We start from the raw sequence: 20,138 nt of genomic DNA, 5'->3' as shown, positions 1-20,138 counted from the left end.
AACGATTGCTTCTCGCCGGGTTTGTAGGCGATCAGGTGAGTTTTAATTTTCAATACATTGATTATTGAGTGAACTTGTTCAAATAATTCGAACAAGTCGTTAGTTATATTTGTGTTGTTGCATTCTTGTTGTCGGTTTAGCTTACCCACTAGGTAAATCACAACATTAAGGGATAGAAATGACGGCATTGACATGCGGTACACATCATGTGGGGTTAACGGTTTCCAATTTAGAAGCGAGTGCAAAGTTTTTCACTGATTCACTCGGCTGGACCGAGGTAAAAAGAAATCCTGATTATCCTGCTGTTTTCGTCAGTGACGGGAAAATCATGCTTACATTATGGTCTTCTCAAACCGATACACCGGTTTCTTTCGATAGAAAAACCAATGTAGGCCTACATCATTTAGCACTACAGGTAGAAAGTGAAGCACGTCTGAATACCGTTTATGAAGTACTAACAAAAGCGGGTATCACTGTTGAATTTTCTCCGGAGTTAGTGAAAGAAGGGCCAGCAAAGCACATGATGTGTTATGACCCGAGTGGAATTCGAGTGGAATTTTTCTGGAGTGGGGTGTCGGAATAGCCATCATCGGTTTCACTTCAGTATGATTCGCAACGCGTGACATTTTTGTTGCGCGTTGTGTTTTGTGTTCCAGGAGATGACCGTGATGATCTTTGCTGCGGATAGTGATACTTTGTTTGGCTAAATCAATGTCATAGACAGATAGTGATAGGGTGGCCTCTGGTGATTTCGCCATTAGACTTACCCTGTGTGGTAAAGCATGATGAGGGTGCATCTCATTCGTTATGTTCAAGGAGAAAAAGCACCATGCAAGGGTTCGGAAATGGACTTGATGAGCAAGGATTTATTCAAAATGTTTACTCTCCTGAGTATATCCAACCTGAGTTTCAATCAGTTGTTGAGTCTGTAGTGAATGAATTGAGGCGTCGGCTCCCGAATCAGATTGATGGAATTTACTTATACGGTAGCGTACCTAGAGGTAATGCTGTTCTTGGTAAATCCGACTTAGATTTGTCCTTGGTCCTTAAGCGTCCAATTACCGAAAGTGATCGTGAGGTTTTCAAATATATATCTCTTTCGTTACCTCAATCTCATCCAGAGATTAGTAAGTTAGATATCGACCCCGGCTGTGTCGGTGAGGTCATGCAATCTCAAGAAATATACCACTGGCAATTTTGGCTAAAACATTGCTGTTGCTGCATTTGGGGGAATGATTTATCTCAACAGTTTCCACGGCAACGGCCAAGCATTGAAATCGCTAATGCGCTTAATGGGGATCTTCTTGACTTTCGAGACCAAATAGAGGGTCGGATGGAAGCAATGCATGCAGATGAAGTCAGTAAAGTTATAGGTAAAAAACTACTAAGAGCCGCCTATTACTTCGTCGCAGAAAAAGATGGAAGTTGGTATACAGACTTAGGTCAATGTTATCAAGTCGCAGCCCGATATTATCCACACCTGATCGATGATATTAAAATGACATACGAATTAGCTAGTGGGTGTTATTCCTCCAAAGAGGACGCCATTCAACTCCTAGTGCAATTGAGTCAAAAGTTAACATCATGATCTTAACCTGACGACTTTGTTACTCATTACCGATGATCGGTGATCTTCTCTACCAGAGTATTGAACTGTACTGCTTCATCATAAGGTTGATTGCTCTGACATCATAGAGGGAGGGGATGTCACACTTGACGACAGCACACTGATTACGGTGTAGTGAGGATTTCCGACGGACTCAATATCCCCCCTGTTCCGGGCGGTATGTGAAAGGAGAATAAAATGGAATCGAGCAATATCAAGAACGTTGTTTTCGACATCGGAAATGTAGTCGTCCGATGGGCTCCTCTCGAAATCACCCGGCTGACTTTCGGAGAAATTGACTCAGTTGAAGAGCGGGCTCAATCAATCTTTCAATCTGATATTTGGTTAAACCTCAACAAAGGTTTTATCTCAGAGAGTGAGGCTAAATATCAGTATCGAAAAGCGCTTGATTTATCCGAGCTGGAGTGCGAACGCCTGTTCTACTATGTGAAGCAAACGCAGCTACTTATCTATGGCTCAGTTGACCTCATTAAACGTGTAAAGACAGCAGACTATCGGGTATTTGCACTTACTGATAATGTGCATGAAATCGTGTCTCATTTAAAGACGACTTACAGGTTTTGGGATTTGTTCGAAGGTGCAACCGTTTCTGCTGAAGTCGGGTTGTTGAAGCCCCAACCGGAAATCTATCAATCATTATTAACCCAGTTTGACCTGAAAGCCTCAGAAACTGTGTTTATTGATGACATGCCATACAATGTCGAAGGTGCTGAATCGGTTGGAATTGCTGGAATTCAGTTTGAAACCTCTGCCCAATGTGAAAGCGCTTTGAAAGCGTTAGGTCTGTCTTTTTAACTAATTGAACTTTCACAGAGCAGTTACGCCATGAGGTGAATGATCAACAGTGAACAACATTGTTTAACCTGCCTGCTTCACTGCTAGGTAATTGACTATTCACGACTTTATTCAATCAGGGTATTGATGTATCTGGCTTCATCGTTCTTCCCGCATTGGCCGAGAATACGTATCTTCTGGAAGGACTGGGTTCTGATGGCTGCTGGATTTCGAGTGCATTTTTTGTTGGTTGATCAATCTCTGCCTTGATGAACTTGACCATGGATACTGAGCTAATATTTAGCTCAATCAACGCTATAGACATGTTATGGTCTCCAGTGATTACGGCATCAGGCATACCAAGTGTGCTCTAGCCTGAGGATGGGGGAGTTCATGTTGTTCCCAATAGCGCGGAAAACATGGAATCGATGTAAGACAGCAAGGCGAGCAGTCAAGCAAGGGTAGTATGATCACAAAAATTGAAAATTCGAACGAAAATAATGCGAACCAAATTCATACTGTTTTCCAAAACTCTTATGCCGTGGAAGCACAGTTGATAGGCGTGTTTGATTTTCCGCCACTATCGCGAAGTGCTCAAAACATCGCAGCTTCAGATCATGATTTTTATGGTTTTGTTGATAATGATTGCCTTGCTGCAGTCATTGAAATTGAAGTGACTGGAAAGCAGCTTGAAATCCACAGTTTGACCGTTGACCCTAAGTATTTTAGAAGAGGTATCGCAGATAGCTTGATCAGCTATGTTTTAGCGGCATTCGATTTAACTGATGCAACCGTAGAAACAGCGGTTGTGAATAAACCTGCAATCCATTTATATAAGAAGCATGGTTTTGTTGAGTCTCAGCGATGGACCCCTTCGCATGGCATTGAAAAACTAGCAATGTCGGTGAAATTGTCTACCTGAATCTTGTGGTACTTTAACACCTTGCCTTGCTGATCCTCTCCGTGGATACTGAAACGATGTCTGGCGAAATCAAGGCCAGAAGCTGGTCGTGAGCGGGTGGCCTTCGGATGCTATTCGTATCAATTCAAAACAGGGAGTTAGGTGTACATGGAAGAGATTAATTATCTACTGATCGTCGTATCTGCTATCGCGGCGATTGCCAGTCCGGGGCCGGCCACACTTGCAATCGCCGGAGCCTCGATGAATCACGGGCGTCAATTTGGGCTGTCTATGGCGGCTGGTGTGCTTACGGGTTCACTGTTTTGGTCTGCGACTGCTGCTTTTGGCCTTGCAGCAATACTACATGCGAATGTTTGGGTTTTTGAAGCCCTGAGATACTGTGGTGCGCTCTATTTGTTGTACCTGGCTTGGAAATCGCTGCGCTCGGCATTCAATGCAACACAATTAAATTTACCCGATAACCTGACAGCGACGTTAAGAGGAAATTACTTCAAGGGGTTGTTCATCCACCTCACTAACCCCAAAGCGATTCTGTTCTTTGCTTCTCTTTACTCTGTTGGCGTTCCCGCGACTGTATCACCCTTTAATCTGTTGTCGGTCATTATTGTTGTTGGGGCGGTGAGCGCGTGTGTTTTTTTGGGTTATGCCGTTCTGTTTTCTAATGGCGCTGCCAGGCGTGTGTATCTCAAATCCAAAGTGGTGTTTGAAAGTGTCTTTGCTGTGTTCTTTGGCGTAGCGAGCTTTAAGCTGCTGGCAAGTGAACTTGGGAAGTAGTGCTTCTGGTTACTGTTATTTCGGGCGGATTATCGAGATTTCTCAGGTTTAGGGATTAAATTTCAATCATAAAAGGACGTTACGTGGAAATCAGATTCGGAAAACGATCAGATATTGGGCAGATCACCGATATCTTCAATTACTACATTGAACAAACCAATGCGCGTTTCGAATCGGCGCCGCTGCCCGATGAGGATCGACAAGCGTGGTTTTCACAGTTTGCTGGCGATTCCAAGCATCAGATTTTTGTAGCGGTTGAAAATGGGAAAATCTTAGGCTTTGCATGTTCACAGCCATACAGAGCAACGCCTGCATTTGAAGATACGGTTGAAGCCACAATTTATCTGGCGCCCGAAGCTAGGGGCAAAGGACTCGGGTCTATTTTGTATTCAAAGTTGCTCGAAGCGTTGGGTAACCAAGGCGTTCACCGGGTTTTGTCTGGTGTTGCGCTGCCAAATGATGCCTCATTAGCACTTCACAAACGTTTTGGTTTCAGGGAGGTGGGGGTGTTTCAAGAGTACGCGAAGAAAAATGACCAGTACGTTAGTTCGATGTGGCTGGAAAAGGCGTTGGACGTTGAATTCCCATAGACGTGAATATCCAACAATGAGGAAGCTATGATTTTCACGGTGATTTTGTACTTGATCTTCGTGGGTGTCGTTTCGTTGCTTGATGTTTACTATCTGGGAAGCGGTGAGCTACCCGTCACGATGTATCTGAAACATTGTTTTTTGGTTGCAGTCATCTTTCTTGTGACATCTAGATACAACCGAAGAAAAATGCCGCAAGTATCAGGCTTGCGGCATTCTTGAATTACTTCTTCAGTTTAGTGATTTTCGCCCGGCTTTTGTTCAGCACTGCACGGCGAAGGCGGGCCCGGCGTTCGGCATCAGACTGCTCGCTCGGATTGTTAGTCCGGCCACGGCGGTCACGGAAAGCAGGCTTGGTGTGCATTTTTTCCAGCAGGGCGTCACGGCTTTTTGGTTCATAACCGGCCAGCTGGATCCGGCGAATATTCTGTTTGATCAGGTTTTCAATCTGAACCAGTGTCAGCTCTTCCTCACGGCTCACGAAGGAGATCGCATGACCTTGCTGACCTGCACGTCCGGTGCGGCCAATGCGGTGAACATAGTCTTCTGCCAGGAACGGCATGTCGAAGTTCACGACGTGCGGCAGCCCCTGAATATCCAGACCGCGGGCAGCAACTTCGGTTGCGACCATCACACGGGCTTTCCCTTCTTTGAACTCATCCAGCGCTCGGCGACGGGCGCTCTGTGCTTTATCGCCGTGACACAGCACCGCTTTGATACCGTCCAGTTTCAGCTCTTGGACCAGCTCGTTGGCGGTTTCTTTGTAGTTCACAAACACCAGCACTTGTTGCCAGTTTTTCTTGCCGATCAGCTCTGACAGCAGTTCGCGCTTGCGCTCCTGATCAACCGGGTAGACAACATGCGCCACGGTTTCGGCAGTAGCGTTTTCCGGGCTGACCGAGATCCGTTTTGGTTTGCGCAGGATTTCATTGGCCAGTTTGTTCATCTGGCTGGAGAACGTGGCCGAGAACAGCATGGTTTGCGGCTGGCTGCGGATGTCGCTCATGATCATCCGGATATCGGCGATAAAGCCCATGTCCAGCATACGGTCAGCTTCATCAAAGACCAGGAATTCAAGGTTGGCCAGGCTGACATTGTTCAGATCCATATGCTCCAGCAGGCGGCCAGGGGTCGCGACCAGGATATCCAGACCTTGCTCCAGCTTTTTCTCTTGCGACGCCATTTTGGTGCCGCCGTAAATCGCGGCGACTTTCAGGTCAGTGTACTTGCTGTAGTCTTCAATGTTTTTGGCGATTTGGGCAACCAGTTCGCGGGTCGGCGCCAGGATCAGCGCGCGGGCATTGAAACGGCTGCTTTGTTTCGGGTTGTCGAGGATCTGCTGGATAATCGGCAGCGAGAACGCTGCGGTTTTACCAGTGCCGGTTTGCGCGTTGGCAAGAATATCGTGTCCGCGACGAGCGTGTGGGATCGCTTGTTGTTGGATAGGGGTTAATTTCTCGTAGCCGCACTCATCGAGCGCGCGCACTATATCCTGAGAAAAGTTTTGTGATGCAAATGACATTCTTTGTTCCTAAAGCAGACGGCTGAGCCTGACAAAAATATGGTCGGTGATTATAGAGGAATAATTGCAGGCTGTGGGGAGAATTTCACGTGATTGGCTGATATTTGCCCGTATTAACTGCTTTTGGTGGCTTATTGCTGCGGATTGCGGTAAACCAACGGGCTTGGTGGATTACCCGGATGGTCTTAACTGCAATGGGCTGAAATTTCAGTAATTGTAAATGAGATCACTTCTCAACTGTATAGATTTCGGTACCATTCGGGGGCGTTAAGTCAAAGGATAAGCATGATGGATGTAAGTCGTCGCGATTTTTTAAAGTTATCAACTGCTATTGCTGGTGCCATGGTTTTGCCGGCCTGTACGTTAAATTCGGCCCGCGAGACAAAAGACGGGTATTTCTATGATATTACCGCGGAGCCGACGACGTCGGAGCTGGTGCCCGGGTATCAGACCGATGTGCTGGGGTTCAGCGGACAAATCCCGGCCCCGACGATCCGTTGTCGTCAGGGGGAAAAGGTCACCATTCGTTTTACCAATAAACTGAATGAGCCGACGACGATTCACTGGCACGGGTTGCGGATCCCGATTGAAATGGATGGCGTCCCGTTTCTCAGTCAGCCGCCGATCATGCCGGGTGAAACCTTTGTTTATGAATTCACGCCGCCGGATGCCGGAACCTTCTGGTATCACCCGCATATGAATAGTGTGGTTCAGCTGGGGATGGGCCTGGTCGGCGCGATTGTGGTCGAAGAAGCCCGACCGGTTCAGTTTGACGCCGAGCAGGTGATGCTGCTCAAGCACTGGCACCTGGATGAGCAGGGGCGCTGGAAAAAGCTGATGGTACCAAGACTGAGTGCCCGAATGGGGACGCCGGGCGAGTGGGGAACCGTGAATGGCAAACATGAGCCGACTTATGAGCTGCCACAACATGCCATGACCCGTCTTCGACTGGCGAACGTGGATAACACCATCACTTATCCAATCGCGGTTGAAGGGGCCCAAGCCTGGATCATTGCGATTGACGGCAACCCGATTCGTGAGCCGATGAAGTTGGCGCAGCACAAAATTGCGCCCGGAATGCGCCTTGACCTGGCCATTGAAGCCCCGGCGGCAGGACAGCAGTTCCAGGTGGTCCAGATGAAAGGGCGGTTTGCGTTCCCGATGGCGAACTTCCGATCGGTGTCATCCGCACTTCAACCGGGAAAACCGGTTCCAGCGTTACCGCTGAACCCGATCCCGGCGCCGGATCTGGCCAATGCCGAAGAACTGCACTTCGTGTTTGAATGGGAAGGCGCGGTTACCCCGGCGAGCAATGACGGTAAATCGATGCCGAAATTCTGGTTGATGAACAAGCGCGCCTGGGAAGGGATGAGCAAAGAGAATATCCCGGCACCGCTGGCCAGCCTGAAACGAGGGAAAACCTATATTTTTGATCTGAAGAACGTTACGCAGTATCACCATCCCATCCACCTGCATGGCCATACGTTTACCGTGCTGGAAATGGATGGCAAGCCGGTGACACCGTTCCATACGGACACGGTGCTCCTAGGGAAAAACGGTCATGCCAAGGCGGCGTTTGTGGCCGATAACCCGGGTCGCTGGATGTATCACTGTCATGTGATTGAACATATGAAAACCGGCCTGATGGGCTATATTGAAGTCGTTTAGCTGGCGTCGATGTCGGATACGAACGCAGATTGGCGAAAAGCACGGCATTTGCAGGCTTTATGCTGAATCTGATGACGTTCCTTTCGAACGGACCGTGAAAAGCGGTGGTATCCGGTATATACTGTCGGCCGGTCAGCCCGGCGGAGCGCGCTCGGGCTGAAAATGCGAATGAGAAGGTAGCCGCATGAATTTAAAGCAAGAGCTTCAGCGAATGAATAACCGTTTGGACAAGTTACGTCGTAAGCGGGCTGGAGCAAAGGAGCGGGGCGACGAGGCGATCGCTGCGTTAGCAAGTAACGAAATCGAAACGCTGACCAAGAAACTCACCAAGGTGAAAAATCAGCAACAGCGCCAGCTGTCGAAGCAAGGGTCCGATGTGAAGTCTCTGCCGTTTAAACGTGCCCTGACCAAAGCCGAGCAGGCCGATATGGGGAAACTGAAAAAATCGGTGAAAGGTCTGGTGGTGGTTCACCCAATGACTGCGCTGGGTCGCGAGATGGGTCTGTCGGAAGTGACAGGTTTTGCACCGAAAGCGTTTTAATTTTCGAACGAAAATGTCAGGCAGTGCCGGAGGCAAGACTTCCGGCGCTGCTTTTTATTTTGGATACTGAGCATTGACCACCCAAGCGTTTTACGTCGCGGTGGCTCATTCGCTGAGTATTGTGTCCAAACACTGTAGTGAACAAGGAATCATTGAATGAAGCTGGCAGTTCTGGATCAAGCGTTGTTTGATCATCTGTACCAAGATATCCGCGAATTTCGAACAACTTTTGATCTGGATATCGAAACCCCCTCCAGCCTGGATGCGCAGGCCGATACGTTGCACACCTCCCTGGCTGTTGAGGAGATGACAGAGCTGGCGGAAGCGGATTCTTTGGTTGAGCAGGCGGATGCGATTGTTGATTCAGTTTATGTACTGATGGGACGTCTGGTGCATCTGGGTGACAAGCGCGTTGAAGACAACATCGGCATCAGTTACCTGATTGATCTGTTGCTGCAAATTGCGCAACGTCTGAACTTTGACTTCGTGGCTTGCTGGGATGAAGTCCACTCAAGCAACATGAGCAAAGTGTGCCGGAACGAGCAAGAATATGCTGATACGGAAGCGCACTATGCAAAGCAAGGTGTTGCGCTGATGGCTGCGAAAAAAGGCGAGTACATTATCGCCAAATGTGCCAAAGACGTTGACCTGGACGGTAAAGTGATTCGTCAGGGCAAAGTGCTGAAGTCGGTCTATTATCGCCCGGCCAATCTGGTACAGCTGGTCACCCAGTAACCCAGTAACCCAGTAACGCTTTACCCTGTTCAGGGCCGGTTCAAACTCAGCTGCGGTATCTCTCAAGCGCAGCTGAGTTTCGTTTCTTTGCTTTAGCTTGCTCACAAAAGTCCGTACACTACGAACCTGATTTTTCTTAACCATCAGGTTTCATGGGTTCTACAATTTCTAATCATTCCGAACATTCTTTCCCGGGCTTGGGCCGCCAGTTATTCAGCATGACGTGGCCGATGTTGTTCGGGGTGCTTTCCTTAATGAGTTTCCAACTGGTCGACAGTGCCTTTATCGGGCAGCTCGGTGTATTACCGCTGGCAGCTCAGGGTTTCACGCTGCCCATGCAAATGGTCATCATCGGGCTTCAGGTCGGTCTGGGGATCGCGACCACCTCTTTAATCGCCAGAGTGCTGGGTGCGCAAGACACCACCCGGGCCAAGCAGCTGGGCGGGTTGGTGGTGCTGGTTGGGGCGCTCAGTGTGTTCCTGATTTGCGTGCTGATCTGGCTTTTGCGTGGTCCGATCCTGTCGCTGCTGAGTGCGCCGGCGGATGTGTTTCCGGTGGTTGACCAGTACTGGCCGGTTTGGCTGATGAGTGCCTGGACCGGGGCCATGCTTTATTTCGCTTACAGCTTATGCCGGGCGAACGGCAATACCATGCTGCCGGGCATCATGATGATGGTGACCAGTGTACTGAACATGGTGCTTGATCCGTTGTTTATCTTCCACTGGGAGATGGGTCTGGTCGGCGCGGCCTGGGCAACGATTGCCGCGTTTGGCGTGGGTTTGCTGGTGGTATTTCCGTTGGTGCTGAAACGGCACTGGATGAGCTTTCAGTGGCAGGGACTTGCTGTCGGTGACTCGGTGAAAGAGCTGGTCCATATTATGGCACCGGCGATGATGAGCCAACTGCTGCCGCCATTGTCGTCGATGCTGGCGACCAAACTGGTGGCCGGATTCGGTGCTGCGACGGTTGCGGCTTGGGCATTGGGCTCGCGCCTGGAGTTTTTCTCGATTGTGGTGGTGCTGGCCCTGACCATGTCGATGCCGCCGATGGTGGGTCGCATGCTGGGCGCGAAAGAAATCGATAAGATCAAAGCGCTGGTGGGGTTGGCGGTCAAATTTGTCCTGATCTTGCAATTGGTGATTGCCGCTATTTTGTTGCTCACGTCACCGGTCCTGACGGCACTTCTGACCAGTGAAGCATCGGTCAGTGACATTCTGTCGATCCATCTGACCTGGGTTCCGATCAGCCTGGGGCCGCTTGGGGTCTGCATGCTGATGGTGTCGATTTGTAACGCCTTGGTGTTGCCGATGCGTGCCTTGCTTATTTCCGGCTTGCGGTTGTTTGTGTGCTTTTTGCCACTGCTCTGGCTCGGCGCGCAATTAGCCGGGATCCAGGGCTTGTTTTTGGGTGCGATGCTGGGAAATATTGCCGCCGGGTTGACGGCCTGGGTGCTGTATCATCAGGGGATCCGCAAGGCGAGTGCGAAGTATTGTGCTGAAGAGCCGGTTTGACCGGTGCGGCTTTCCCATCAATTTTGCGCCCGGTTTTGCCGGGCGCTATGCTATCGGCGGGACTTGTTGAGAAAAATATCAGAATTGGGCGATACCAGAGTCAACAGCGGCGACGTTCCTTGGTATCATTCGGGCTGAAAAAACGTTCAGAAATAGGATCTTGAGTTCATGGGCACATTTACCATCGACAATAAAACCATGCATTTTGTGGACAAAGGGGAAGGGTCGGTATTGGTCTTCGGCCATAGCTACTTGTGGGACAGCGCCATGTGGGCACCGCAAGTTGAAGCGCTGAGCCAGCGCTACCGTTGTATCGTGCCGGACTTCTGGGCGCACGGTTTATCTGATGCTGCGCCGGAGAAAACCCGTAGCCTGCGTGACTATGCCGATGACATTCTGGCGCTGATGGATCATCTCAACATTGATAAATTTTCGGTGATTGGGCTTTCCGTCGGCGGGATGTGGGGCACGGAACTGGTCCTCAAAGCGTCGGCGCGGGTTCAGTCGCTGGTGCTGATGGATACCTTTATCGGCTATGAGCCGGAAGTCGCCCGGGATAAGTATTTCGGCATGCTCGATACCATCAACGAACTACAATTTGTGCCTGAGCCGTTGCTGGATGTGATCCCGCCGATGTTCTTCTCGCGCAATGTCCAGGAAACCAATCCAGAGCTGTTCGCACAGTTTCGTCAGCAACTGACTGAACTGAAAGGGCAGAAAGCGGTGGACATGGCGGCGATTGGCCGGATGGTCTTTGGTCGTCGTGACACCTTTGATGACGTCGAACAACTGACCTTACCGACCTTGGTGATGGTTGGTGCAGAAGACGGTCCGCGTCCGCCACTTGAATCCCAATTGATGCACGACGCCATTGACGGCAGCCAGTACACGATTATCCCGGCTGCGGGCCACATCAGTAACCTGGAGCAGCCGGATTTGGTGACGGCCCGGTTAACGGAATTCTTGGCTGAAACGCTCGGCTGAACCTGAACCTTTGCTGTGGCCGCCGGTTAGGCCAAGCCATGTGAAAGCAGGCTCCTCAGCGGATCATCGCTTGAGGTGCCTGATATTGTTGAATAAAAGCAATCGAGTGTTGGTTAAACTCATCCGGTCGTTCGACATTGCAGACATGACCGCAATTTTCTAATTCGGTCAGGCGACTGTGCTTGTGCCGCTTCACCATCTCCTTGACCGGCTTAATGAACATATAGTCATTACCGCCCATCAGATACAGGGTTGGGATAGCCAGCTCTTTTTCCTTAAAGTATTTCATCAACGGATTCACATCCGCCGCCAGTTTGAACCAGCGTTTGAACTCTTTTTGACACAGCTTGCGGGCTTCCCTCACAAACAACAGGCGCGACTCCTTTTGGGTGCGTTGCGGCATCACCACATAGGCAAACAACTGATACAGCCACATGTAGGGAATGATGTGTTTGCACAGATTTCCGGCCTGAACCAGCAGCTGCGAGCGGGTATTCAGCCGGGTGACAGCGCCACCCAGTACCATGCTTTTAACCCGATCCGGCGCCAGCTCGGCCAGGGTGCGGATGATGATGGTACCCAAAGAGATCCCGACAAAATGCGCCGATTGGATTTTGTGATGATTGAGAACCTGAACAATATCCTGAGTCACCGTTTTAAAGGTATACGGGTTTTTCATCATGTCCTGAAACATGGTGTTGGATTTGCCGTGTCCGCGGAGATCCAGCAGCAGTAGATTGAAATGTTGTTTGTAGGCTTTGATCTGCTTGAACCAGATGGAGGAGCTGCCGCCGGCACCATGAACAAAGACAACCCAGTCCTGGCTGGACGGATGACGGTATGTTTTGTGGAACAACAGGGTATCTGACATTGGGGTCCTTAACTTTTCACGGCGATGCGACATTGAACGCAGCCGGAAAAGTTTAGCACAATCAACGAAGCAGTTTTATGTGTGACTGAGTGTATATACGGGACGGTACCAGCCCCGTGCCGGAAAGGCGGGGGCGGTACGCTGGCAGGGGATGTTATAACACCTGAATGTGGTCGACTTCGATTTCCGGCGTCCGACCGCCTTCATATTCACCGAACAGGCGTAACCGAGTTGAGGCATTAATCGCTTGCGGGAGCTGAACATGGTCGTCGACTTCCACCTGAATCTCGCCGGTGGCGTCGCTGAAGAGATAGGTGTCGGCATTGATCTGCTTGATCAACCGGCCTTCAACGATCGCATCTCGCTCGGTCAATAGGCCGGTATCTTGCAGTAACTCAGAAACTGTCACGATTTCCACTGGGCCGGCGTAAGTGAGTGTTGTGCGATGATTCTGGTCGGCCAGCACTAGTGCTGGGGTCATGATAGTGGCGGCGGTCAGGGCGATAATGGTCTTTTTCATGATGTTCTCCTTGGGTTGATGAGACCATTAAATAACAGGTGAACTGAATGAAACGTGAGGCATAGATTCATCCGGGGTTCATCCGGGACACCAGCAGGCTTATCACCTGGCACTAGTCAATGGATTGAATATTTGATTGACAGCCGAAGGGATAGCGATTAGGTTGAAACCATGAAGACATTATTTAATCAACAGCGAATTATTATCATCATTCCATAGGAGTGGTGGGTTGCTGTTGTCAGAATTTCAAAACCCGCCCAAGAGGCGGGTTTTTTCATCACTGCATCTTGGGCCCAACTGAATGAGGCAGTGATGAGTACATCCCCAAACAATCCAGTCAGCGCAAATGATGTGAGTGACAAATCGACCGCTCAGGCGGTTCAGGCGAATCAGACCGATAACCAGTCATTTTCTTTTGTTGATGCAGAGCACGCCGTGCTTGAGTTCTGGCAAAAAAATCAGGTGTTTCACCAATCACTCCGGCAAACGCAGGACAAGCCTGACTATGTGTTTTACGACGGTCCCCCGTTCGCGACCGGCTTGCCGCACCACGGACACCTGGTTGCGTCCACCATCAAAGATGTGATCCCGCGTTACTTCACCATGAAAGGTTTCCATGTGCAGCGCCGCTTTGGTTGGGACTGCCACGGGCTGCCGATCGAGCACGAAATTGATAAATCTTTGGGGATGTCGGCTAAGGAAGCGGTCGAGAGTCTCGGGATTGCGCGCTACAACGATGAGTGTCGCGGCATTGTGCAGCGTTACACTCGCGAGTGGGAGAAAACCATCACCCGGCTGGGGCGTTGGGTCGATTTTGAGAATGATTACCGCACCATGGAGCCCTGGTATATGGAGTCGGTGTGGTGGGTCTTCCAGCAGCTGTGGGACAAGGGACTCGTCTATCAGGGGGAAAAAGTGGTGCCGTTTTCCACTGAGCTTTCTACTGTGCTGTCGAACTTCGAGGCCAGCTCCAACTATAAAGATGTACAGGATCCGGCGGCCACCGTGCTGTTCAAACTCGCCGATGAAGACGTGTATCTGGCGGCTTGGACGACGACCCCCTGGACGCTGCCGTCCAATATGGCGCTGTGTGTCGGCGGCGACATCACTTATGTCAAAGTCCGCGATCGTGAGGCCGGGGTTACATTCTGGGTCGCCGAGTCACGTCAGGAGGCGGTGTGCCACCATCGCGATGTCGAAGTCACCGAACGTTGCCTGGGCAGCCAGCTGGCCGGAAAACGTTATCAACCACTGTTTGACTATTTTGCCGACATGGCACAAGAAGGGGCATTTCAGGTCCTGGCGGATGATTTTGTCTCGACCGACAGCGGAACTGGGATTGTGCATATGGCACCGGCATTCGGGGAAGACGATCAGCGGGTGGCGAAAGCCCATGGTGTGACCGCGTCACCTTGTCCGCTGGATGAGCGGGGTCGGTTTATGGAGGTCGTGCCGGATTATCAGGGGCTGTATGTGAAGGATGCCGATAAGTTGATCCTTCAGGCGCTGAAGTCACGCCAACAACTCTATCGTCAGGAAACGCTGGTCCACAGCTATCCGTTTTGCCCGCGCTCCGATACGCCGATCATCTACCGGACGGTGCCGTCGTGGTATATCCGGGTTGAACAAATGCGTGACGCGCTGGTGGCGAATAATAACCAAATTAATTGGGTGCCGGATCATTTGCAGCAAGGTCGGATGGGGAAATGGCTTGAAGGCGCGAAAGACTGGGCCGTGTCGCGCAATCGCTACTGGGGCACACCGATCCCGGTCTGGATCAACGACGAAACCGGGCAGCAGCGCTGTATTGGCTCGCGTGAAGAATTGCAACGTTATACTGGTGTGCTGGTGGAAGATCTTCACCGAGACCATGTAGATGAACTGACGTTCACGGTAGAAGGTGAGCCCGGCGTCTATCGCCGGATTGATGAAGTACTGGACTGTTGGTTTGAATCCGGTTCGATGCCGTACGCGCAGGTGCATTATCCGTTTGAGAACAAAGCACAGTTTGAATCGAATTTCCCGGCTGCTTTCATTGCCGAAGGGGTCGATCAGACCCGGGGCTGGTTTTATACGCTTCAGGTCCTGAGTCAGTGCCTGTTCGGCCAACCGGCGTTTAAAAACGTCATCGTCAATGGCATCGTGATGGCCGAAGACGGCAAGAAAATGTCGAAGCGGCTGAAAAACTACACCGCGCCGGATATTCTGATGGAGACTTATGGCGCCGATGCGCTGCGTCTGTATCTGATCAACTCCGGTCTGGTGAAAGCAGAAGAGCAGCGCTTTACCGATGCCGGAGTGCAGGAAATGGTGCGTCGGGTCTTGCTGCCGTGGCTCAATGGCTACAAGTTCTTTGCCACGTATGCCGAGCTGGACGGCTGGCAATGGTGTGAGTCTGCGCAGGACAGCGAGAACATTTTGGATCAATGGATCCTGTCTCGCTTGCAGACCCTGACCCAGACGGTGAATGACGAGATGCAGCAATACCACTTGTACAATGTGGTCCCGGCACTGTTTGAATTCATCGAACAACTGACCAACTGGTATATCCGTCTGAATCGTTCACGCTTCTGGGATGCCGGGGTGAGCCGCGATAAAGTGCAGGCTTACAGCACCTTGTTCCGCTGTTTGGACACTTTTGGCAAGCTGATGGCTCCTTTTGCGCCGTTCCTGTCCGAGCATTTGTATCAGGGGCTCAATGCGTTTCGCAGTGAGACGGATGCACCACTGTCGGTCCATTTGTGCGAGTATCCACAAGCAGAACCGGCTTTGACCAAACCTGCATTGGAAGCGTCAGTGACTCGCCTGCAACATCTGGTAGCGATGGGTCGACAGAAGCGGAATGATCTGAAAATCAAAGTGAAAACGCCCCTGAGCCGGGTCACGGTGCTACACAAGAAAGCAGACGTGTTGGCCGATGTTCAACAGCTTTCGCGTTATATCCAGAGTGAGCTGAACGTGAAGCAGGTCGATTTTAGTGAAGAAGAAGCGGCTTACATTGATTTCTATGCCAAACCGAACTTTCCGGTGCTCGGCAAACGGCTGGGCAAAGCGATGAAGCAATATACCCGCTTGATTGAAGCGCTGACCGACGCGCAGCTGGAGCAGTTGCAGGAGCAGGGAAGCATTGAACTGGGGGGGCAGACGTTTACCGATCAGGAGATCGTCTTGTATCGTCAGGCCAAGCCGGGAACCCATGCCGTTTCCAATCGCTTTATCTCGCTGGATGTCGATCCCGAACTGACGGAAGCATTGATCGCAGAAGGCGCGGTGCGTGAAGTCGTCAGCCGGATCCAGAAACTACGGAAACAATCTCAGTTCAACGTGGACGATCGGATCCGGGTGTCCTTGCATGCGCCAGCACAACTCGCGGGATGGGTGAAGCGTCATCAGGATTATCTGACGGCAGAAACCCTGACTCAGGAGCTGATTTTCAGTGAGTCGCCGGATGCACAATCCGTGTCGTTCAAAACTGAACACGGCCAGGTTGCGATTTCGGCTCAGGTGTTAGGTGACAGAACTGAGTAACTGAGGATCTAACAGGGATCGTGACAGGACGGGTTGAGGGAAGCGTGAGCCACGTTTCGCTATCCATTTGCACATGAAAACCGGAAGCCAAGGCTTCCGGTTTTTTATGCGTTGGCGTTTGTCATGGGCCGATCAGACGAGCTCGGCCAGCATCGCATCAGAATATTCAACCAGTGGTTGGCCGGTTTTAACTCGCTGCACGTAGTCCGGGTTGGCGATAAACGGACGCCCGATCGCCAGCAAATCAAAGCGATCTTCGGCGATGGCTTCACTGCCGGTTTCAGCGGTATAGCTGCCGACACCTACCAGCGTTTTGCTGTAACGGGCACGGGTATAGGCCGATGCGGTGCCGTCCAGATAATCAAAGACCATGCTATCGTCGAAAATTCCGATGTGCAGGAAAGCCAGGTTGCGCTGCGCCAGTTGTGCCAGGAAATAATCAAACACCTGGCGATCGCGGGCATCGGTTTCAATGTTAAAGTAGGCTCCCGGGGAAATCCGCAGTGCGGTGCGATCTTCACCGATACGTTCAGCAATAGCGTCAACCACAGCCAGTGGGAAGCGTGCCATATTTTCCGGTGTGCCGCCGAATTCATCATCCCGCTGGTTGCTGCTGTAATGCAGGAACTGATCAATCAGGTAGCCGTTCGCGCCGTGGATCTCAACCCCGTCAAATCCGGCATCGATCGCATTGGCAGCCGCCTGGCTGTAGTCCGCGATCAGTTGTTCAATCTCTTCATGGCTGGCAGGTTTCGGCTCGATATAGCTGAGCTCCCGCATCCGCGGTACGGTGCCCTCAACCTTCACGGCAGATGGGGCCAGAACAAACTCTTCGCCAAAGAAGTACGGATGGGCGACGCGGCCGGTATGCCATAGTTGGGCAAAGATCTTGCCGCCTTTGGCGTGTACGGCGTCCGTGACTTTGCGCCAGCCCGCAATTTGCTCGGGGGTATAAAGCCCCGGGGTGTTCGGATAGCCCTGACCGTCCGGGCGAATGATGGTCGCTTCAGAAATGATCAGCCCGGATTCAGCACGCCGTGCGTAGTATTCGACCATTGCGTCTGTCGGGACCAGATTGTCATCGGCCATACAGCGCGTGAGTGGCGCCATTAGAATCCGGTTGTTTAGCGTCAGTGTGTCGTTGAGCGCATAAGACTGAAATAAATTATCGGTCATGGTGCTTGTTCCTTATATCTTGAATGCCCATTCAAGATAGCTTTACTTGAATTCTTGTTCAAGAAATATTTTTGAACAGGCATTCAAAATGCCATACAATCTGTACGGAATCATTGTTAAGTACCAGAGATAGCTTATGCGCAGTGCAGAATTTGACCGAGAGTATGTTCTTCGGGCGGCGATGGATGCTTTTATAGCCAAGGGTTACAGCAAAACCAGTATGAAGGATTTGAAGACCGCAACTGGGCTGCATCCCGGATCGATCTATTGCGCCTTTGATAATAAGCGAGGTTTGTTGCTGGCTGCTCTGGAGCACTATCGCGAAGAGCGCCAGGTGGAATTCACAGCTTTCTTTGAGGCGTCACCATCCGTGATGGCTGCTCTGGCGCGCTATCTGGATCATATCGTCGAGGAGTGCGAGCGGGAAGATATCAAAGATTGTCTGTTGCAAAAGGCATTGAGCGAGCTCTCCCAGCAAGATGACGAAGTGGAAGCCGTGATTAGCGAAATGTTGAATCAATGGCAGCAGGGGATCACCGAAAAATTGCTTCTGGCCCAGCAACAACAAGAGATACCCGCAGACAAAGACTGTGAAGCACTGGCCCAGTTCCTGGTGATGGGGATCTACGGTATCCGGACCTTCTCTCATACTCATCCGCCCAAAGGGGCATTGCACCGGCTGGCGACCCAGCTATTGAATGCGATTCGTTATTGCGACCTCTAAACCCTCTAAACTCTTGAAATCATCATCCGCAGCTGGAAGACCTGCGGATGGATCACCTGCAAATGAATGACCCCATGAACTGACCCCATGAACTGACCTCATCATCCTGGCCTGACTTTCCAAAACCGTTGTTTTCACCGTTTGCGGACATGTCGCGCTTTGATTCATTTCCTGATGTTTTGCCTGTTTCATCACCGATCCCCGGGTCGGCATGGCCTGTTGACCATTGAGGGCGTGTCTGCGCTCCCTTACAATGCAGGGTGATACATTTTGAATTGATGAATAACGGTGAGACGTGGAATCTGATTTGAAAGGGACCGAACTGATCTTAGGCGGTGCGCGTTCGGGCAAAAGTAACCTGGCAGAGCAGCTTGCCGCGGCCTCTGGTCTGGACGTGATCTATGTGGCGACCGCAACGGCCGGTGATGAAGAAATGGCTGAGCGTATTGCCAGACATCAGATCCAGCGCCCAGCAGCCTGGCAAGTTGTGGAAGAGCCGGAGGATCTGGCGGGTGTGGTGCAACGCTATAGTCGGAAGGGCACTTGCCTGCTGATCGATTGTTTGACGTTATGGCTCACCAACTGCCTTTGCGGTGAAGAAGCGACCCATGAGCACTGGCAGCAGCATAAAGATGATTTTTTAACTGCACTGTTGCACGCCGAAGGCCGTATTATTCTGGTCAGTAATGAGGTGGGTCAGGGAATCGTGCCAATGGGCGAGCTCTCCCGGCGTTTTGTTGATGAAAGCGGCTGGTTGCATCAGGCCATCGCGCGCCAGGCCGAGCGCGTGGTATTTGTCACTGCCGGGATCCCCCAAGTGCTCAAAGGACCTGCATGGTAATACCAATCTCAATCAATATCTGACCATTTTTAGTGGCTAAAATTCCCAACTGCTGCGTTGGAAATTTTGTAATTAGAACCACTAGTTACGGAAATTTCTGCCTTGCATTTGGTCATTTTCTCTCACGAAAAAGTAGGTCATTTACTGAATAAGATTGGTATAAGGAGAACAACATGAGTCAGACATCAACCACCCGAATTGATATTTTGCGCCATGGTTTACCGGAAGGCGATGGCTGCTTGCGCGGTCATACGGATTTTCCGATCACAGGCGCCGGACTGAAACAAATGGCGGCGGCTGTGGACGGGTTGGCGGATGTTGAGCAGGTGTTATCCTCGCCGCTGAAACGCTGCTGTGACTTTGCCGTGCAGTTTGCTGATCAGCATGCGCTGCCGATTGAGCAGCTGGATGTGTGGAAAGAGATGAACTTTGGCCATTGGGATGGCGAAAGCCGGGATCAGCTCTGGCAATCACACGGGGAGGTGCTGACGCAGTACTGGCAAGATCCTTGGCAAAGCACGCCGCATGGCGGAGAAACCCTGCAAGCGTTCGATGCCCGGATCCAGGGGGCCTGGCAATTGCTGCTGAAACAGCATCGAGGCAAACGGCTGTTGCTGGTGACCCATGCCGGGGTGATGAAGCAGTTGCTTCGTATCCTGTTGGAAATGCCGGAAAACGCCTTGTACTTGCAGCGGCTGGATTTGCCTTATGCAGCACGTTACCGGGTCACGGTGTTTCATGATCAGGACGGTCAGTCCTGGCCACAGATTCAGTGGCCGACCCAGCAGCAATATGAATCCTGGTAAATCTATTCGTGACAGGATAACGCC

Annotated in this window: 19 protein-coding genes; 15 read left to right on the top strand and 4 right to left on the bottom strand. The window is 51.1% G+C overall.

Features of this window, described 5'->3' with window-relative positions:
• The first annotated feature begins 178 nt into the window (after positions 1-178).
• The 6 genes from NH461_RS19040 to NH461_RS19015 all read left to right on the top strand — a co-directional run bounded on the left by NH461_RS19040 (position 179) and on the right by NH461_RS19015 (position 4,687).
• Complete coding sequence (locus NH461_RS19040) at positions 179-583, top strand: VOC family protein (protein WP_261604179.1); 405 nt, start codon at positions 179-181, stop codon at positions 581-583.
• A gap of 246 nt (positions 584-829) precedes the next feature.
• A complete protein-coding gene (locus tag NH461_RS19035) occupies positions 830-1,588 on the top strand; it encodes a nucleotidyltransferase domain-containing protein (RefSeq protein ID WP_261604178.1) in 759 nt (252 codons plus the stop codon).
• A 216-nt stretch (positions 1,589-1,804) separates the two neighbouring features.
• A complete protein-coding gene (locus tag NH461_RS19030; RefSeq protein WP_261604177.1) occupies positions 1,805-2,422 on the top strand; it encodes an HAD family hydrolase in 618 nt (205 codons plus the stop codon).
• 445 nt (positions 2,423-2,867) lie between these two features.
• Positions 2,868-3,323, top strand: a complete 456-nt coding sequence (locus NH461_RS19025) for a GNAT family N-acetyltransferase (protein WP_261604176.1) — start codon at positions 2,868-2,870, stop codon at positions 3,321-3,323.
• Between the two features lie 147 nt (positions 3,324-3,470).
• Complete coding sequence (locus NH461_RS19020) at positions 3,471-4,097, top strand: LysE family translocator (RefSeq protein WP_261604175.1); 627 nt, start codon at positions 3,471-3,473, stop codon at positions 4,095-4,097.
• Between the two features lie 83 nt (positions 4,098-4,180).
• The gene (locus NH461_RS19015) at positions 4,181-4,687 is read left to right on the top strand and encodes a GNAT family N-acetyltransferase (RefSeq protein ID WP_261604174.1); all 507 of its coding nucleotides are present in this window, start codon (positions 4,181-4,183) and stop codon (positions 4,685-4,687) included.
• Between the two features lie 223 nt (positions 4,688-4,910).
• Here NH461_RS19015 and NH461_RS19010 read toward each other — a convergent pair whose 3' ends face one another.
• A complete protein-coding gene (locus NH461_RS19010) occupies positions 4,911-6,209 on the bottom strand; it encodes a DEAD/DEAH box helicase (RefSeq protein WP_261604173.1) in 1,299 nt (432 codons plus the stop codon).
• A gap of 288 nt (positions 6,210-6,497) precedes the next feature.
• On the opposite strand from NH461_RS19010, the gene NH461_RS19005 reads away from it, so the two are divergent.
• From NH461_RS19005 to NH461_RS18985, 5 genes are all read left to right on the top strand, one after another.
• Positions 6,498-7,877: a multicopper oxidase family protein gene (locus NH461_RS19005; protein WP_261604587.1), complete on the top strand. Its 1,380-nt coding sequence runs from the start codon at positions 6,498-6,500 to the stop codon at positions 7,875-7,877.
• A gap of 184 nt (positions 7,878-8,061) precedes the next feature.
• A complete protein-coding gene (locus NH461_RS19000; protein ID WP_261604172.1) occupies positions 8,062-8,418 on the top strand; it encodes a YibL family ribosome-associated protein in 357 nt (118 codons plus the stop codon).
• A gap of 156 nt (positions 8,419-8,574) precedes the next feature.
• Positions 8,575-9,153 carry a nucleoside triphosphate pyrophosphohydrolase family protein gene (locus NH461_RS18995; protein WP_261604171.1) on the top strand — a complete coding sequence of 193 codons (579 nt, stop codon included), beginning with the start codon at positions 8,575-8,577 and terminating at the stop codon, positions 9,151-9,153.
• 152 nt (positions 9,154-9,305) lie between these two features.
• The gene (locus NH461_RS18990) at positions 9,306-10,664 is read left to right on the top strand and encodes an MATE family efflux transporter (protein WP_410000132.1); all 1,359 of its coding nucleotides are present in this window, start codon (positions 9,306-9,308) and stop codon (positions 10,662-10,664) included.
• 168 nt (positions 10,665-10,832) lie between these two features.
• Complete coding sequence (locus NH461_RS18985; protein WP_261604169.1) at positions 10,833-11,648, top strand: alpha/beta fold hydrolase; 816 nt, start codon at positions 10,833-10,835, stop codon at positions 11,646-11,648.
• Between the two features lie 55 nt (positions 11,649-11,703).
• Here NH461_RS18985 and NH461_RS18980 read toward each other — a convergent pair whose 3' ends face one another.
• Positions 11,704-12,519, bottom strand: a complete 816-nt coding sequence (locus NH461_RS18980; RefSeq protein ID WP_261604168.1) for an alpha/beta fold hydrolase — start codon at positions 12,517-12,519, stop codon at positions 11,704-11,706.
• A gap of 154 nt (positions 12,520-12,673) precedes the next feature.
• Positions 12,674-13,039 (bottom strand): YgiW/YdeI family stress tolerance OB fold protein, encoded by a 366-nt coding sequence (locus NH461_RS18975; RefSeq protein WP_261604167.1) that lies wholly within the window; start codon positions 13,037-13,039, stop codon positions 12,674-12,676.
• A gap of 312 nt (positions 13,040-13,351) precedes the next feature.
• Here NH461_RS18975 and ileS point away from each other — a divergent pair, with 312 nt between their 5' ends.
• The gene (gene ileS, locus NH461_RS18970) at positions 13,352-16,567 is read left to right on the top strand and encodes an isoleucine--tRNA ligase (protein ID WP_261604166.1); all 3,216 of its coding nucleotides are present in this window, start codon (positions 13,352-13,354) and stop codon (positions 16,565-16,567) included.
• Positions 16,568-16,699: 132 nt separating this feature from the next.
• On the opposite strand, the gene NH461_RS18965 is transcribed toward ileS, so the two are convergent.
• Complete coding sequence (locus NH461_RS18965) at positions 16,700-17,743, bottom strand: alkene reductase (protein WP_261604165.1); 1,044 nt, start codon at positions 17,741-17,743, stop codon at positions 16,700-16,702.
• Positions 17,744-17,879: 136 nt separating this feature from the next.
• Here NH461_RS18965 and NH461_RS18960 point away from each other — a divergent pair, with 136 nt between their 5' ends.
• From NH461_RS18960 to NH461_RS18950, 3 genes are all read left to right on the top strand, one after another.
• A complete protein-coding gene (locus tag NH461_RS18960; RefSeq protein WP_261604164.1) occupies positions 17,880-18,467 on the top strand; it encodes a TetR/AcrR family transcriptional regulator in 588 nt (195 codons plus the stop codon).
• A gap of 307 nt (positions 18,468-18,774) precedes the next feature.
• Positions 18,775-19,308: a bifunctional adenosylcobinamide kinase/adenosylcobinamide-phosphate guanylyltransferase gene (cobU, locus tag NH461_RS18955; RefSeq protein WP_261604163.1), complete on the top strand. Its 534-nt coding sequence runs from the start codon at positions 18,775-18,777 to the stop codon at positions 19,306-19,308.
• A 173-nt stretch (positions 19,309-19,481) separates the two neighbouring features.
• Positions 19,482-20,114, top strand: coding sequence for a histidine phosphatase family protein (locus NH461_RS18950; protein ID WP_261604162.1), 633 nt, complete (start codon positions 19,482-19,484; stop codon positions 20,112-20,114).
• Positions 20,115-20,138: the final 24 nt, after the last annotated feature.

It is taken from the genome of Photobacterium sp. TY1-4 (assembly GCF_025398175.1).
Lineage (GTDB): Bacteria > Pseudomonadota > Gammaproteobacteria > Enterobacterales > Vibrionaceae > Photobacterium.
This window is presented reverse-complemented; position numbering and strand designations above follow the sequence as displayed.

What these genes read in the sequence shown, in the direction of transcription:
- NH461_RS19000 (WP_261604172.1), top strand. Translation starts at nt 8,062, where the DNA reads ATGAATTTAAAGCAAGAGCTTCAGCGAATGAATAACCGTTTGGACAAG.
- NH461_RS18950 (WP_261604162.1), top strand. Translation starts at nt 19,482, where the DNA reads ATGAGTCAGACATCAACCACCCGAATTGATATTTTGCGCCATGGTTTA.
- NH461_RS18990 (WP_410000132.1), top strand. Translation starts at nt 9,306, where the DNA reads ATGGGTTCTACAATTTCTAATCATTCCGAACATTCTTTCCCGGGCTTG.
- NH461_RS19035 (WP_261604178.1), top strand. Translation starts at nt 830, where the DNA reads ATGCAAGGGTTCGGAAATGGACTTGATGAGCAAGGATTTATTCAAAAT.
- NH461_RS18960 (WP_261604164.1), top strand. Translation starts at nt 17,880, where the DNA reads ATGCGCAGTGCAGAATTTGACCGAGAGTATGTTCTTCGGGCGGCGATG.
- NH461_RS18980 (WP_261604168.1), bottom strand. Translation starts at nt 12,519, where the DNA reads ATGTCAGATACCCTGTTGTTCCACAAAACATACCGTCATCCGTCCAGC.
- NH461_RS19040 (WP_261604179.1), top strand. Translation starts at nt 179, where the DNA reads ATGACGGCATTGACATGCGGTACACATCATGTGGGGTTAACGGTTTCC.
- NH461_RS18965 (WP_261604165.1), bottom strand. Translation starts at nt 17,743, where the DNA reads ATGACCGATAATTTATTTCAGTCTTATGCGCTCAACGACACACTGACG.
- NH461_RS19030 (WP_261604177.1), top strand. Translation starts at nt 1,805, where the DNA reads ATGGAATCGAGCAATATCAAGAACGTTGTTTTCGACATCGGAAATGTA.
- NH461_RS18975 (WP_261604167.1), bottom strand. Translation starts at nt 13,039, where the DNA reads ATGAAAAAGACCATTATCGCCCTGACCGCCGCCACTATCATGACCCCA.
- NH461_RS19010 (WP_261604173.1), bottom strand. Translation starts at nt 6,209, where the DNA reads ATGTCATTTGCATCACAAAACTTTTCTCAGGATATAGTGCGCGCGCTC.
- ileS (WP_261604166.1), top strand. Translation starts at nt 13,352, where the DNA reads ATGAGTACATCCCCAAACAATCCAGTCAGCGCAAATGATGTGAGTGAC.
- NH461_RS18995 (WP_261604171.1), top strand. Translation starts at nt 8,575, where the DNA reads ATGAAGCTGGCAGTTCTGGATCAAGCGTTGTTTGATCATCTGTACCAA.
- NH461_RS18985 (WP_261604169.1), top strand. Translation starts at nt 10,833, where the DNA reads ATGGGCACATTTACCATCGACAATAAAACCATGCATTTTGTGGACAAA.
- NH461_RS19005 (WP_261604587.1), top strand. Translation starts at nt 6,498, where the DNA reads ATGGATGTAAGTCGTCGCGATTTTTTAAAGTTATCAACTGCTATTGCT.
- NH461_RS19025 (WP_261604176.1), top strand. Translation starts at nt 2,868, where the DNA reads ATGATCACAAAAATTGAAAATTCGAACGAAAATAATGCGAACCAAATT.
- NH461_RS19020 (WP_261604175.1), top strand. Translation starts at nt 3,471, where the DNA reads ATGGAAGAGATTAATTATCTACTGATCGTCGTATCTGCTATCGCGGCG.